The following is a 15,394-nucleotide window of genomic DNA, read 5'->3' as shown; positions in this document are numbered from 1 at the left end:
GACCGGCGCTGCCCACCGATCCGCCTTCTCCCCGTGAGGGCGCCAGGGACGCAGCACCTTGAAAATGACGGACAACTCACTTCCGTTCGAGCCTTGTCCATCGCCCCCTCACCAAAACCGAAGCGACCGTCTGCATGGCTGCGGGGGGCACTTTTTGCGACCGCTATGGCATTTCTGACGACCGCGCCTGCGGCGGCCGCCAATGCCTTCAAGGCAACGAATTTCCTGCTCGACAATGGCATGGAGGTTGTCGTCATACCCGATCACCGCGCACCCATTGTCAAACATATGCTGTGGTACAAGGTCGGCAGCGCCGACGAGCCTCCGGGCAAATCCGGCATCGCGCATTTCTTCGAGCATCTGATGTTCAAAGAGACGGCCAATCACGGCGCCGGCGAGTTGCACCGCGCGGTGGCCGAGATCGGCGGTTCGCAAAACGCCTTCACCTCTTACGATTACACCGCCTTCTTTGAAACGGTGCCGCCCTCGGCATTGGAACAGATGATGGGTTTCGAGGCTGATCGCATGCGCAATCTCACCCTCACAGAGGACGTCATCGACACCGAGCGGGAAGTGGTCCGCGAGGAGCGTCGCCTGAGGGTCGACAACAATCCGCAGGCGCTTCTCGATGAGGAGGTCGTCACGACGCTTTGGCAGAGCCAACCTTACCGCATCCCGGTGATCGGCTGGATGCACGAGATCGAGAAGTTGAATCGCAGCGACGCCGTCACGTTTTATTACAAATACTACTGGCCGAACAATGCCGTGCTGGTGGTGGCGGGCGATGTCGAACCGGAGAGTGTGAGGGCGCTTGCCGAGAGGACCTATGGCAAGCTCCCGCGTGGACCGGAGCTGCCGCCGCGTGAGCGCGCCTCCGAGCCGGTGCAGAACACCAAGCGCGTATTGACGCTGAGAGATGACCGCGTTTTGGTCCCCGTCTTCTCCAGACATTGGGTGGTACCGTCCTATCGCACCGCCGAGCCTGGCGAAGCCGAGGCGCTGGACCTCCTGGCGGAGATCCTCGGCGGCGGCAACCGAAGCCGGCTTTACCAGGAGCTCGTTGTCAAGCAAGGCATAGCCGCCGCGGCCTACGCTGGTTTCCAGGGCAACATGCTGGATGCTGGCAAGTTCAGCATCCGAGGCTGGCCGCGCGGCGACGCCGAGCTTGCGGATGTCGAGGCTGCCGTGGACGCCGAGATAGCGCGCATCGCCAGCAACGGCGTCACCAGCGACGAACTGGAGCAGACGAAAAACCGCTATATCCGCTCGTTCATCTTCGGCCATGACGAGCAAGGCACCGTCGCCCGCTTGTATGGCGCCACGCTTGCCACGGGCGGCAATGTGAAAGACGTCGAGGAATGGCCGGACCGCATCCGCAAGGTCACGGCCGATCAGGTTAAGGCCGTGGCGGCCCGCTACCTCGTGTCTGACCATTCGACAACCGGCTATCTCCTGCCCAAGGAAAATTGACATGATGACGAACCTCTACCGCAGGGCCATTCCACAGGCATTGCCCTCTCCTTTTGGACAAGGCTGGCGCCTCGCCTCTTCGCTGGCTGTGCTTTGCCTTGCCATTTTGTTCCTCACTCTCCCGGCACTTACCGCGCGTGCTGCCCTGAACATCCAAGAGGTGAAATCTGAACAGGGGATCACCGCTTGGCTGGTGGAAGACCATACGCTGCCGATCATCACGCTCCAGTTCGTGTTCGACGGCGGCACCAGTCAAGACCCAGCCGGTAAGGAGGGGCTTGCCGAATTAATGGCCGGCTTGTTCGACGAGGGCGCAGGCGATTCCGGCGGCGACTCCTTTCAGGTGCGGCTCGATGATGCCGGCACTGAGATGGGCTTCCACGCGGGGCGTGATGGCATCCATGGCTCGGTGCGCATGCTTTCCCTGCGCCAGGACGCCGCTTTCGATCTCATCAGGCTCGCGTTGAACAGGCCCCGCTTCGATCAGGAACCCCTTGACCGAATCCGCGCTCAGCTTCTCTCCGGCATCATCGCCAACGAGCGCGAACCTCACGCTATCGGCGAGGATGCCTGGCGGCGCAGTATCTATGGCACGCACCCGTATTCGAGGCCGCCCGAGGGCACCAAGGAAAGCCTGACCCGCATTACGCCCACCGATCTAAGCGCCTTCCACAAGGCCGCTTTCGCCCGCGGCGGGCTGCACGTCGCGGTCGTGGGCGACATAGATGCCAAGTCCCTGAGCGCAAGGCTCGACGAGTTGTTCGGCGATTTGCCCCCGAAACAGACGCTTGCGCCGGTGCCTGATGTCACGCCGAAGCTCGGCCGGTTGACCTGGGTCGCATACGCCCTGCCCCAGACTTCGCTCCGGCTGGCTTTTCCCGGCATCGGGCGCACCGAGCCGGAATTCTATGCTGCGCAGCTGATAAACGATATATTGGGTGGGTCATCTACCTCACGGCTGTACCGGGAAGTGCGCGAACAGCGAGGCCTTGCCTATAGTGTCTCCTCTAGCTTGGGAAGCCACCAGCATTCCAGCACGCTTGTCGTGGCCACATCGACGCGCGCCGACAGGGCGGCCGAGACGCTCGGCCTGATAAGACAGATAATCAAGGAACTGGCGGACACGGGCCCAACAGCGGCCGAGCTCGATGCGAGCAAGAAGCATCTGATCGGCGCCTTTACTATCGACCATCTGGGTTCCTCCAGATCTATTTCAGGCACGCTTCTCGCGTTGCAACTTGACAAGCGCGACAAAGACTACATTCAGCGGCGCCAGGCCCTCATCCAACAAGTGACGATCGACCAGGTCAGGGCGGCGGCGAAGAAAATGCTTTCGGCCGAGCCCGCCATTTTGGGCATTGGCACGGGGCTTGCCCCAGCCCCGTGACGACCAGCAGTCTCGCGCTCTGCCAAGGTCCGCACTGATCGTCTTCGGAATCGCGTAAATGCTGAGTGGCTAACGATTGGCAAGCAAGGGATTCCAACTTTCCGTAAAACGCGAAAGGTTCGGATCTCTGTTTAGGTGCCAGCCGGTCGGCAGATCGAAGAGCGCCTCGAAGGGAAAATAAGTAGCCCAAGGAGCGTCAGCGCTTGCGCCCAGTCAAAGGGCCGAGACACGGGCCGGCTGCAATGACAAGATCGGTCAAGACGGCAGCCGGCGAAGTGCCACACGCAGATGGCGGGACACGGGACTCCACGGCCCCCGACACGAAGTGCTGTTTTCCAACTCGGGATCGTCACCTGCTGTGGTCGAAGCGCACCCTTGCGGTTCGGTGAGCCTGCCAGCGTATCCGACTTACTCCGCAACCAGGTTCGTTTCTTTTGAGCATTATATGCAGCCACCTATTGGGTATAGCCGTTTCTCTCACCGGTTCAAGGTCACGCGATCGTAGGCTAGTGCCCTGTTCGCACAAGCGGCGGCGGCGCCGACTTCCGTTCGGAGTCGGGACTTTACTACGGCTGGCGGACCGATCGATCTTTCCACACGAGCCTCAAACGGTGCCGATGAGAAGCTTGGAAGAACCGTGCAGAGCAACTTTTTGGAAGGAAGCTCCGACCCCAGTTTTTGCTCAGTGATCGTTATGATGTCGACCTCACCTTCGCATTGACCCGAGGACTCCGATCTTGATCCGCAGCGCTGCCGCGGTGGGGAAGCCGATGCCTGTTGTTCAGGTTGCACCTTTCGAGAACCGCGAGTCATCGACAGAAGAAGTGAAAATTCTCGCTGCGAGCTGAGTGCAATGGTCTACCAGCCGTCTGACCGAGGCCCTATAAGCAACCCGAAGGTGCGGAGTACCACCGACGGCCTGTCGACCTACATATCAGCCGAATTTGAGAGGAATCCGGTATTGCCCTTGTGCCTGCCGATGATCCGCCACTTGAAATCCCCGGACCTGTTTGGCGCCATTGATCGCCTGCCGGCGCTCGGCACGCCGATTAGCGAGCGGACATTCGAGGTCCTCAATCCGTCGAGCGGTGAGGTTCTGGCGGCACTTCCCGACATGGGCGTGGAGGAGACACGCGCTGCGATCGACAAGGCCTATGTGGCGCAGCCTGGTTGGGCTGCGCTGACCGCCCGAGAACGCAGTGACGTTTTGTGGCGATGGCATGAGCTGATCATTGACCACGCCAATGATCTTGCCGCGATACTCACTGCAGAGATGGGCAAGCCGTTTGCCGAAGCCAAGTCGGAGGTTTCGCACGCGGCCGCGTATCTGCAATGGTACGCCGAAGAAGCCAATCGCATCTATGGCGAGACGATCTCCGCACCGTCGACAGACCGTCGCATGCTGGTGATCAAGCAGCCCATCGGTGTGGTCGGCACGATTACGCCATGGAATTTCCCGGCCTCGATGGTGGCGCGCAAGATCTCGCCGGCCCTGGCGGCGGGCTGCACGATCGTACTTAAGCCTGCTGAACAGACGCCGCTCGTGGCAGGTGCAATGTTCGCGCTCGCCCACCAAGCCGGCTTTCCCGACGGCGTGGTGAACCTGATTTATGCGTCTGAAGGTGATGGCGTCGGACGTGAACTTTGCTCCAACCCGAAGGTCCGAAAGATCAGCTTTACCGGCTCGACCGAGGTTGGCAGGCTGCTCATGCGCCAGTGTTCGGACCAGATCAAGAAGGTCAGCCTCGAGCTCGGCGGCAATGCGCCGTTCATCGTCTTTGACGACGCCGATATCGACGCTGCGGTTGACGGCGCGATCCAGGCGAAGTTCCGCAACGCCGGGCAGACCTGTGGTTCAGCGAACCGTCTTTACGTCCAATCGAGCGTTCACGATGAGTTCGTTGAAAAACTCGTGGAGAAAGTCCGGTCTTTGTCGGTTGGCGACGGCTTCGCTCCGGCAGTGGACGTCGGACCGCTCATCGACGTGCATGCTTTGGCCAAGATCGAGTCCCACATCGCAGATGCCGTTGCCAAGGGTGGCGCAATTCGATGCGGTGGCGAACGCATCGGCAAGGATGGGACCTTCTTCAAACCCGCAGTCCTCACTGAAATCACCAGCATTATGGCGGTTGCGCAAGAGGAGACTTTCGGGCCGCTGGCCCCGATCATTCGCTTCCATGATGCGGATCAGGTTGTGCGTGAGGCCAACGACACGATCTACGGCCTCGCCGCCTATTTCCGATCTACGGCCTCGCCGCCTATTTCTATGACTCGAACCTGAAGCGTGTCTGGCGCGTTGCCGAGGCATTGGAATACGGCATGGTTGGCATCAACACCGGGCGTATGTCTTCGGAAGCGGCGCCGTTTGGTGGCATCAAGCAGTCCGGCATTGGGCGAGAGGGTTCCCGCCACGGGCTCGAAGATTACCTCGAAATGAAATACCTCTGCATGGGGGGCATCTGATCTCTATGGGGATGGGCCGCCTCAGGCGCAGAATGAACCAAAGGGATGACAGAAACGCTTTGGCGAACCTTCTTGCGGCTGGTTTCGGCTCTTTCAAGACCTCCGGCCTGCGCGCCTTAAGTGAGATCCAGACGCCCAGCTACCTTGAACCGCCTCTACGGCGAGGAGGCAAGGCGCCGCTAGCAGACTGCAGGTTGCTCATCCTATCCAAGCGCGGCACGTCTCGCCAGGCTAGTGGTTCCAGAAAATAGAACGCGATTGTCCATCAGCTGCGCTGACGCAGCGAATGTCGTCAGCCGACGGTGCATGGCGTCCGCACGCCCCGCGGATGCCATCGACACGTTTACGCCGCAGCCCCCCTATTGCCGCACCGCCAACTGAGCGCCCTTCGCGCATCGCTCTCAATCGGTACAGTCGCCGGCATTCTCGCCTGGAGAAGGTTCAGTGACACAAGACGTGCCCAGGCCGTGCATGCACGAAAGACATTGAGGGTTGAGATCCAATGATTACAGCGCATCTGCTCGACATGGACGGGGTCCTGGTCCGGGGCGGCCAACCGATTGCTGGCTCCGTCGGCTATGTCGCCGGGCTAATCGCCAGGGGTGAGCCGTTTCAGATCTTCACCAATAACTCGCGCTTCACGCCCGAAGATCATGCCGAGCGTCTAAGAGCGGTCGGCTTCGCCGTGCAGCCAGAGCACATCTACACCTCGGCGCTCGCCACGGCGCGGTTCATGGAACTGCAAAAGCAGGGATCATCTGCCTATGTCATCGGCGACCACGGTCTCGTCGAGGCCCTGCGGCAGGCAGGCTGCCGGATAACGGAGGTTGCCCCCGAATTCGTGGTCCTCGGGGACACAATTTCGTACCACTATGAACAGATCGCGACTGGCGCCGAGCTTGTGGCGAGGGGCGCGCGTTTTCTCGCCACCAATCCGGATGCGACTGGCCCGACCGAGCGGGGGTCCCATCCGGCGTGCGGGGCAGTCGCGGCACTAATCGAAAAGGCCACCGGCCGTCAGCCCTATTTCGTCGGAAAGCCGAACCCGTTCATGATGCGCGACGCGCTCGACCGGCTAGGAGTGCGAGCTGTTGATACCATCATGGTCGGGGACCGCATGGACACCGACGTGCTCGCAGGCCTGGAATCGGGCCTGAAAACAGCCCTTGTGCTCAGTGGGGTGACCAAACTGGCAGACATAGAGCGGTTTCCATTCAGACCCGGCTACGTGGTCGAGCGCCTTGCCGATCTGGGCCAGATCATCGTCACTCAACAAGCAGAACGACCCCTACACCACGACTGAACGCTCCCGCTACATTCCGAATGTCGGCCGTTGAACCTGGGCAATTTTTGGAGGAACATCTGGCCGCAAAGAAAGTGATAACAGTGACAACTTAGTCGAAGTGCACCCCATGTAGTCCAATGCATGCCGGTCCTGACCTCTATGCAGCGAGAGTCTTCGGCCAAAGACTCTCGAGCTCCGAAGTAGACTGCGTCCAGCGAATGCGTCAGGTTCGATAGAGCCCAGATGCGTTCGCTGTGACACTCACGCCCGACCGTTTCTGTCAAGGCTTTGAACAGCGCGACGAGTGTCGTTCAACCACTGGAGTTTTGACCGATTTCATCGCCGCGTCACTCCGGAGGCGATCCTACACGTGGACGCCACGCAGGCTGTTGGTCGTATGCGCATCGCTCAGACAGACGAGTTTGTCGAAGCGATCTGCTCACCCATTGGCGCATAAATTCCACAGCCCGTAAGGCGTGGGCGCGTTGCTCATTAGGGAGTGGTTGCGCCTCGCTTTTGTGGTGAACAGGACGGGCAACAGGGCGGCCGCTGAATAGCGCAGCAGCCGACGGACTGCCGAGGAACAGGCGGCTCGGCGGCTGCGGGTAGTGAGCGGCATCGAAGCGCTTCAAGAAAACTTTCAATTTAGCAATCGGCCTGCCGCAGGTATTGGGTTCAAGCATCGCGCCTTCCAAATACGTGCTCCTTAACCAATTCATGGTGTGACACCGATGCGATCGTTAAACCTGTCTCTCCACAGGTTCGCCTACCGCGCTCACGCTCCGTCGCGTGTGCTGACGAGGATCAGCTATGAGGTGCTAAGACTACGCTGCGAGTGAGCCTTTCCGCATTTACTTCAAAGGCGGATCTCGGGTTGGCAACGGCCAAAATAGTCGCTGCCGTGACAGCCACAACGACCGCGCTCGAAGTCTGACAATTTATTTAGGCCTTGCGCTTCATTCACGTAGTCATATCAGACGCAGCGCCAAGTTCCGCCACCTCAACTTTCGGCACCAAGCCCGCATAGCCGGACGCGAAACATTGCGTCTCTGATTTAAAGTCCTGAACGCAAGGACGGCTGAACCCGAGTGCCCGGCAGGAGACTGAGCTCGCTGCCGGGCCGGGTACGCCTTGGGAGGTGGCGTAAGTCCGCGAGCTTCGTGGCGGGGGAACCACTCAGTCCGCGCGTTTTGCTGAGCGTGCATGTACCGGGCCAAGGCAAAAATCGTTTTAGGGCCTGTTGAGAATCAGGATTCCACTTTTGCCTTTGAGTGATTCAAGCCTCATTTTGGAGGCTGCGATGATCCGAACGGTTCTGACGGACGAGCAATGGGAGAAGATAGCTCCGCATTGACTTGTCAAGGTGACGGACGCCGGGCGTAGCGGCAAGGACAACCGGCTGTACGTCGAGGCCGTGCTATGGAAGGCGCGCACGAACAGCCCCTGGCGTGCTCTTCCGGAAGGCTTCGGCGACTGGAATGCGATCTTCAAAAGCTTCGACTATTGGTCGCAGCGGGGTGTCTTCGAGCGCATATTCGAGGCGGTTTCAGATGATCCGGATATGGAATATGCGATGATCGACGCCGCCATTGTTCCGGTTCATCGTCATGGGCACGGCGCTAAAGGGGGACTCAAAATCAGGCGATTGGCCGCTCCAAGGGCGGCTGGACAACCATAATCCTCGCGGTAACCTACGCACTCGGCAATCTCGTGCGCTTAACCCTGCTGCCGGGCCATCGCTATGACACGACCGGTGTCGAGCCCTTGATCAAGGATGTCGATTTCCAAGGGCTCATCGCCGACAAGGCCTTCGACGCAAATTGGATCATCGAAGAGATGAACCAACGCAGCGCAAAGATCGTCATCTCGCAACGCGCAAAGCGAAAGCACCCGCTTCACGTCGACGCCGAAATCTACAAATGGCGTCACCTCATCGAGAACTTCTTCGCCAAACTCAAAGCCTTCAAAGGCATTGCAATGCGCAGCGAGAAAACCGATCGCAACTTCTCCGCCATGATCTACGCATGCGCTGCTGTCATCAATTCACGATGATTCTCAACAGCCCCTAGAACACCCGACGCGCGATAGCTTTTTTTCTCTGTTGCGTACTCGACATGGCCAGCTATCGGACAATGTGTAACGTGCCTCTCAGCATCGACCCGACGCCTGAACCAGAGCGCACCTCTCAGGCCGTTCCAAGTCGACCAACGAACTAGCAGTGAACAGTTCTATTTCCGAACTGTTCGCCGGCTGATGTACAAGTCTGACTGTCCCTTTTCAAAGAAGGAAATCCCCGTACCCTCCATGCATGAGGGCGCGGCCACGAGTGACAGCGCGGCGAATGCGGTCGCGCAGATGGTCGCGAGGATCCCTCCAGTCGGCATGGACGCGCCGCTGACCAATCAGCGCTTCAGCGAGCTCGCGATGTGACGCCCCAGCAAGCGATCCGTCGAGCGCACGAAGAACGAAGGTCAAACGGGGACCGCGTTTTTCCGGCGGAAACAAGCGGGCGGGCGGGTGCTGACCCAAGTTTAGGGCATTGAGGCACTTGAGCGCCCACAGGCGGTGCTTCGAAAGGGTGGCGGGCCAGATGGCCTCGGTGCGGAGGCAAACGGGGTGCAAGATATCCGCGCCAGAGACGGCGAGCTGGAGCGTATGCTCCGCCTTGCGAAGAAGAACATGCTGGCCCTTGTCTGGCGCCAGCAGGACCGTCGCACGGCATGGCAATGCCGAGAGCTCGAACGGCCCTGTCGCCGACCAAGCAGACAGCTGTTCTGCAATCACCGGCAGCACATGAGCGCACCATAGCGGAGACCAGAATACGACTGAATTGCGCCCATAAGACTGCGCGAAACAGGATACCCCAGCTCAACAGGTCACCGGCCGACCTGACCACGTCGAGAAAGGGATAGGACAAAGTATTGGCTTGCTGGCTTGCAGCGGTCACGTCACGCTGGAACGCTGGATTACGTCGTAAGAACTCCCAAGCCCATTCGCGCGGCGTCAGACCAGCGGTGTAGTCGTATGATTTTTCATCGCGCCAATCAGCCTCGTGCAAGCCCGTCACGAGAACTGCAGGCATGATTGTGCTCCCCTGCCCGCCCGCACAGACGTCAAAACACCATGCCGCTTAGCAAAGCGCCGGCGCCGAGGGCTCCAGACCTCGACGGCGTCGTTTCGTCGAAACGTGCGCCAGTGGCACTGTCGAGGGCAGAAGACGCGCGCAAACAGAGAGCAGACCGTCGAACCCGCGCAGCGACAGCCAGGGCGGCCGGAGCACGCCAAGGGAGTCGGTTTGATAGCGGTGATCTGCTCCTGCGTGTTCAAGACGTTCCTTGAAGGTGCAGTGGCGTGGTGGATTGCACGCTGATTGTGGGCAGGTTGTCGTAGCGCGAGCGCTATAAGCTCAGTCATCGGAGGTCTCCTGGGAGGAAATTGCCGCCATTGGAGGCCAAGTTTCACGCTGTGGCAGCCTGTATAGGTTTACAGGTTAAGGCGACTGTTCAGTGCGCTCGCCAAACGAACCGGCGAGGCTCGCAATGCCTCCAGGATTGGTGCTCACGCGGGCTTTGAGCGGCATGGAGACGTAGCCCGCCGGAGCCCTTTCGCCTGCTGCAGCCGATTTCAGCGGCAGACTTGTTCCACGCTGCCTTTGGTGCGAGCATACAAATCGCAGCGTGGGACAAGTCTGCCGATCGTTTGTCGTCTGGATGAGATGGTATGCCGAGCCGGAGCTCCCCTGTCCCCTGACCCTCATACCTTTCATAGCGAAGACGGTCGCCAGTAGCTGAATGTAGCTAGCGACCACTCTCATGTGTTCGTTCGAACGCAGCTTGCTGGTGGGATCGGCAGACTTCAAAAATGCAGTCAAGACTGCGTTGCGGGCTATGATTGCTGGCTCGCCTGGATCACCATCAGCCCCGCCAAGCGGTGCCCACCCTTCCTCCGATCTCCGATTTTTTAGCGCTACCGGGGTCTAGACCCAAGGCGCAGCCAGCTCGGTCCCTCACCGCGTCCACAACCTCCTGTCAATGGAGCCGGCTGCGTGAAGCGATCCGGAGCGAAGGTGTCGGGGGGCCAACCAAGTTCGCCGTGAGCTTCACTGCTTTTGTCCTGCGCGGTGTGGCGGATCGCGCCGGACGTGGATCCGGTGGTTACGCGGTACTATCATTGTCGGATTCTCGACGATGTCGGACATGCGACGCTTCGCTACGAGAGCGAATGCATTGTTCGGAAACGATTTCCAGTTGGCACGACGGATGCAGTTCTATGCGCAAAAGCACTGCGACCGCATAGCCGAGAACAATCCACCTGATGATCACGCTTTTCGAACACGCCGGCTCCGCCGCAAACACAGAGTGTTCCCGAGTAGACGGAAGCCATTGCGCTTTCAGTCCTCCGGTTGTCCGGACATGACCGAATTCGATCTCAGGCCAACTGTCAATGCACCCGACGATGACCCCCATCTTTGGCTTGAGGATGTAGAAGGCGAACGGGCACTTGCGTGGACCGCCAGCCAGTCGTCAAAGACCCTGAAGCACTTCGCGGGAATACAGTTCGAGCGCGACCGGGCGGCGCTGCCAGCCATTTTCGACCGTCCCGACAGAATTCCCCTGGTCGCGCGCCGCGGTCAATACCTCTATAATTTCTGGCGAGATGCCGGAAATCCGCGCGGACTGTGGCGCCGGGCCACCCTTGCCCTTTATATGAACGCGGATCCCCAATGGGAACTGCTGCTCGATCTGGATGCCCTCGCGGCTAGCGACGGATTGGACTGGATCTGGCGCGTCGCGTCGATCGAGCCGGAGAGACGGGAGAGAGCCGTTCTGCGCCTGTCGCGCGGCGGCAGCGACGCGGTCGTGCATCGCGAATTCGACTTAGGGTCTCTGAGCTTTGTTGCCGACGGTTTCGATCCCCCCGAGGCCAAAGGCCGCACTAGTTGGCTGGACCCTGACACGCTTCTGCTTTCCAGTGCGCTTGGTAACGGCATGGCCACGCGCTGCGGCTACGCGCGCACCGTGCGACTGTGGAAGCCTGGCGCGAATCCCCTCGCGGCGCCCGTGATCTTAGAGACTGGTTCCGAAACCCTCGGTGTGTCTGGCCATCTGGACCGTACCGCCGAGAGCGAGCGCCTGTGGTTCGTGGAGCAGCGGGTCTGGCTTGAGAAGAAAGTCCGCATTGGTGATAGGAGCGGGCCGAAGATCGAGATCGACCTTCCTAACGAGGCCAAGTGGGCTAACTTCGGCGATTGGCTGGTGGAAAAGCCGCGCAAAGCATGGACGGTTGCCGGCACAACCTATTGCACCGACGCGCTGATCGGCATCTCACTTTCCGCTTTCCTGGCCGGCGAGCGCCGTTTAGTACCCGGTCTGAACCAGCCCAGAGGCGCTCCCTGCGGTCATTCTTTTGGAATGACGGGAAGCTCATTTTCGGACACCTGGCGAACCTCGCTCCGAGATTCGAGGTGTTGCACCCGGGACCCGCAGGATGGACACGCCGAGCCCTGGACCGTGCCCGCGCAGGGGGGTTGGCCTCTGGTCACTCGATACGGCAGTTCACGAGACCAATGGAGAGGTCCTCGTTTCGGCTCAGGACCCGATCATGCCGCGGCAGCTTTTCATACTCGATCTCAATGCCGCGCCGCCGCTCAGTGCTCCAGTGATCCTGAGGCGCAACCCGGAGACTTTCGCCGCATCCGAACTGGTGGTCATGCGCCACGAGGCAGTCTCGATTGATTATGAGATGATCCCCTATACGCAACGGGGAGCCCGACAGGAGGAAACTTCGAACAAGCGAGTAGAGGTCGATGACTGTGAGAACGGTGCAAATAATCCAGAAACGATTCACGAAATGCGCGCCATCGATCTGTCGATCTTAATCAATACTGCAGGACTATTTTACAGTGAAACCAACTATTTCTTGGATAAAGGAGACAATATTATGGCAACAAAACGAATGAAACGGGCGCGGGGAGTAGCAGCGGCCGTCGTGCTGATGCTGGTAGGGCGTGCGGCCGCGGCAGACTTTGCAGAACCGTGCGACCCGGATGAGGGTGCCTTGTTCACGGAATGGCCAAGCCCCTGGCAGATCCGCCTGCGCACGTTAGGGGTCATCACTGAGGATTCGGGCTACGTTAACGGGGTGCCCGGCTCCGGTCTGTCGTATTCCAACAGCGTGACGCCAGAACTCGATATTTCGTATTTCTTCACGAACAATGTCGCAGCCGAGCTTATCCTCGGCACCACCTACGCCAACATCACAGGCCAAGGCTCGATCGGCGCGCTGGGGAACATTGGCAAGGTTTGGCTGCTGCCGCCCACGCTGACATTCCAGTACCACTTTACCGATTTCGGCGCCTTCAAGCCCTATGTCGGCGCCGGCGTGAACTATACGATCTTCTATCATCAGCAAGCCGGCAGTGCCGATGATCTCAAGGTCAAGAACACATTCGGTGCCGCGCTACAGGTCGGATTCGACTACATGGTGGACCAGCACTGGGGCGTCAACTTCGACGTGAAGAAGCTTTTCCTTGAGCCCGACTTCGACGTCACTGTCGTCGGCGCTAAGCTCACAGGCAAGGCTAGGCTCGATCCATGGCTGGTAGGCGCAGGTCTCACCTACCGCTTCTAAAGACGAAGCACCCTAAGAGGCATTTTTCCGGTCCGCGCGCGGGTCATCCGTGCCGAGAAGTGACACCGCGATGGGTCTTAAGGGAGTTGTTGGCATGCGCGTAGAAACGATCATTGCGACGTGATCGGTGTGCCGGCCGCTCCCACGCAACCTGACGATCTGTCTACTGCGATTCTGCAGCAGAGGGGGTGGCGCGGGTGTCGCTGCCTGGCGATGTGGTGACCTGGGCGGCAGGGCGTCACCAGATGCTCAGGCGGATGCTTTCCGACCAGCGTTTCAACAAAGACTGGCGAAGTGGCGGGCGCTGCAGGACGGCGAGATTCCCGAGGATCATCCGCTGATCGGGATGTGCAAAGTGGACAACATGGCCACTGCGTGGCATGGGCGGCGGAGACGAACGGTCTGGCGAAACTGTTCAGTTATGTCGCAGCGCGGCGGCGGTGCCGATCTGATGTGCGAGTGCGACCTCGGTCTCTGAATCTCTCCGGAGACACTTCGATCACGCTCGCCATTGTCGCGTGCAACGATCAGCGCCGAGGCAGATCGTCGACGAGTTGGCGCCGCTTGAGCGCGTCGGACGACGAAAGAACTCCGGGATGCGCGCCATCTCGGCCAGCAGTTGATCGACGCATTGTTCGATCCGTAGCGTCACCAGCAAGGTGATACGACGGGGCGCGAAGCTGCTGGACAGTAGGCCGCAAGCGTCGGTGATCGGCGCCATGCGGGCCGCGGTTCTTGGAGAACACCGAATGGTCCCAGGCCGCGTCATCGACGCAGATGCCGATGAACCAGCGGAACAGAAGGTCGTATCCAGCCGTTCTATCAAAAGCCGCTCCGAGCGACGTCGCATTCGGGCGATTGTGAACGAGGCGCTGGGGGCGCGCTCACGTCCTCGCTGCGAGCCACTTCAACAGCCTGTTAGGCGGCAGCGTTACGCGTTGGAGCGGCACTTGGCGGCGCTGTGTTCACCAATGGGCGCGACCTTCGATCCCGCCGCAAAAGCTGCTGCGATGGATGCTTTTGCAGGCGCGCTGCATGGTGCACAAGACTCACCCCAGAGATATTCGACGCTGAAGCGATTTCACCGCGACTACTCCCCGGACCTGCGCGTGACGGCACTGTTGCGTCGTGCGGCGGACCGTTTGACTTCGTCACGGATGTGGAGTCCGCGGGCTTTGTCTTAGACTCCCCACGCGCGGGACAAATGCGCCTGCCGCGACTCCTTCGGGCTAGCCGAGGCAAGTCTAGGCGCAACCATGTCCTCCGGAAAAGCCTCACAACGGAGGACATGGCCTACCAAAATCTTCGTGATCCAAAGCAGAACCAGCGCGCCTCAATGTTGCGGACTTATACAAAAGAATTCCCGTGATTTTGATGATCTGCCGAGACTGTTCCGTTTTCAGCTACGCCGAGCGGCGGGCCGGCCGAATTTGGGTCGGGCTCTGGGCTATTCGGGAAGACGGCATGAACGACAGGGTTTCGCCCAAGGGAATCGCATATGGCGATCTTGGCTTGAAGATGGTTTGAGAAGGGATTCTTTGGGAAGGCAGTCGACCGAGGAGTGACTGCCATTTCCAGCCTTGAGAGCTATTTCGGTGCGGTCCCTGATCCGCGCGCGGCCAACGCCACGCACCGGCTAGGCGACCTGATCGTGATGATGATCGCGGCGAGCTTATGTGGCGCGACCAATGCGACGGAGTTTTCGTTGTTTGCGCAAGAGCGCAAGCAGGCGCTGTCGCGGTTGTTCATGGCCTCATCGCTGCTGTCGCCGCAACAGGCGATCGATCTCACCAGAGCCCATTGGCAGATCGAGAACGCACTCCACTGGATGCTTGACGTTCATCTGCACGAGGACCTCAGCCGTGCCCGCAAGGACCATGCTCCCGCCAACACCGCCCTCATCAACCGCATTGCCAGAAATATCCTTCAGGCCGCCGACATCGACAAAGTCCCCATTAGCCACCGCATCAAGAAATGCGCCTGGAATGACGACTATCTCATCCAGGCAATCGCTCATATGCGATAGCCCTGGGGTTTCGCCGCCAGTGTCTGGCGCGTGGCCAAGGCATTGGAATATGGCATGATCGTGTCCCGGGGAGTGGTGTAGCTGACGGCATTGGTCGCCGTGCTCTCCGGCATGGGCCGGGCTGATCAGCGCG

Annotated in this window: 8 protein-coding genes and 5 pseudogenes; 9 read left to right on the top strand and 4 right to left on the bottom strand. The window is 59.9% G+C overall.

Going from position 1 to position 15,394, the window contains the following annotated elements:
- Nucleotides 1-165 precede the first annotated feature (165 nt).
- From AC0L2D_RS28360 to AC0L2D_RS28340, 5 genes and pseudogenes are all read left to right on the top strand, one after another.
- Nucleotides 166-1,470 carry a M16 family metallopeptidase gene (locus AC0L2D_RS28360; protein ID WP_473543584.1) on the top strand — a complete coding sequence of 435 codons (1,305 nt, stop codon included), beginning with the start codon at nt 166-168 and terminating at the stop codon, nt 1,468-1,470.
- A 1-nt stretch (nt 1,471) separates the two neighbouring features.
- Complete coding sequence (locus AC0L2D_RS28355; protein WP_473543472.1) at nt 1,472-2,857, top strand: M16 family metallopeptidase; 1,386 nt, start codon at nt 1,472-1,474, stop codon at nt 2,855-2,857.
- 979 nt (nt 2,858-3,836) lie between these two features.
- Nucleotides 3,837-5,320: pseudogene (locus tag AC0L2D_RS28350) on the top strand (NAD-dependent succinate-semialdehyde dehydrogenase).
- 502 nt (nt 5,321-5,822) lie between these two features.
- Nucleotides 5,823-6,623, top strand: coding sequence for an HAD-IIA family hydrolase (locus tag AC0L2D_RS28345; protein ID WP_473543470.1), 801 nt, complete (start codon nt 5,823-5,825; stop codon nt 6,621-6,623).
- 1,282 nt (nt 6,624-7,905) lie between these two features.
- Nucleotides 7,906-8,657, top strand: a pseudogene (locus AC0L2D_RS28340) (IS5 family transposase).
- 225 nt (nt 8,658-8,882) lie between these two features.
- On the opposite strand, the gene AC0L2D_RS28335 reads toward AC0L2D_RS28340, so the two are convergent.
- Together AC0L2D_RS28335 and AC0L2D_RS28330 are read right to left on the bottom strand one after the other, a co-directional pair.
- Nucleotides 8,883-9,398 carry a DUF2285 domain-containing protein gene (locus tag AC0L2D_RS28335; protein ID WP_473543468.1) on the bottom strand — a complete coding sequence of 172 codons (516 nt, stop codon included), beginning with the start codon at nt 9,396-9,398 and terminating at the stop codon, nt 8,883-8,885.
- A 139-nt stretch (nt 9,399-9,537) separates the two neighbouring features.
- Nucleotides 9,538-9,687 (bottom strand): annotated as a pseudogene (locus AC0L2D_RS28330) (transcriptional regulator domain-containing protein); the annotation flags it as partial.
- Nucleotides 9,688-11,017: 1,330 nt separating this feature from the next.
- On the opposite strand from AC0L2D_RS28330, the gene AC0L2D_RS28325 reads away from it, so the two are divergent.
- Together AC0L2D_RS28325 and AC0L2D_RS28320 are read left to right on the top strand one after the other, a co-directional pair.
- A complete protein-coding gene (locus tag AC0L2D_RS28325; RefSeq protein WP_473543466.1) occupies nt 11,018-12,340 on the top strand; it encodes a prolyl oligopeptidase family protein in 1,323 nt (440 codons plus the stop codon).
- A gap of 220 nt (nt 12,341-12,560) precedes the next feature.
- Nucleotides 12,561-13,235 (top strand): OmpW/AlkL family protein, encoded by a 675-nt coding sequence (locus tag AC0L2D_RS28320; protein WP_473543582.1) that lies wholly within the window; start codon nt 12,561-12,563, stop codon nt 13,233-13,235.
- Between the two features lie 499 nt (nt 13,236-13,734).
- Here AC0L2D_RS28320 and AC0L2D_RS28315 read toward each other — a convergent pair whose 3' ends face one another.
- Nucleotides 13,735-13,956: a hypothetical protein gene (locus AC0L2D_RS28315; protein WP_473543594.1), complete on the bottom strand. Its 222-nt coding sequence runs from the start codon at nt 13,954-13,956 to the stop codon at nt 13,735-13,737.
- Between the two features lie 7 nt (nt 13,957-13,963).
- Nucleotides 13,964-14,076, bottom strand: a pseudogene (locus tag AC0L2D_RS28310) (transposase); the annotation flags it as partial.
- On the opposite strand from AC0L2D_RS28310, the pseudogene AC0L2D_RS28305 reads away from it, so the two are divergent.
- A pseudogene (locus tag AC0L2D_RS28305) lies at nt 14,057-14,264 on the top strand (hypothetical protein); the annotation flags it as partial. The pseudogenes AC0L2D_RS28310 and AC0L2D_RS28305 overlap by 20 nt on opposite strands.
- Before the next feature lie 532 nt (nt 14,265-14,796).
- Nucleotides 14,797-15,261: a transposase family protein gene (locus AC0L2D_RS28300; protein WP_473543464.1), complete on the top strand. Its 465-nt coding sequence runs from the start codon at nt 14,797-14,799 to the stop codon at nt 15,259-15,261.
- Nucleotides 15,262-15,394: the final 133 nt, after the last annotated feature.

Source organism: Mesorhizobium sp. WSM4833 (assembly GCF_055811095.1).
This window is presented reverse-complemented; position numbering and strand designations above follow the sequence as displayed.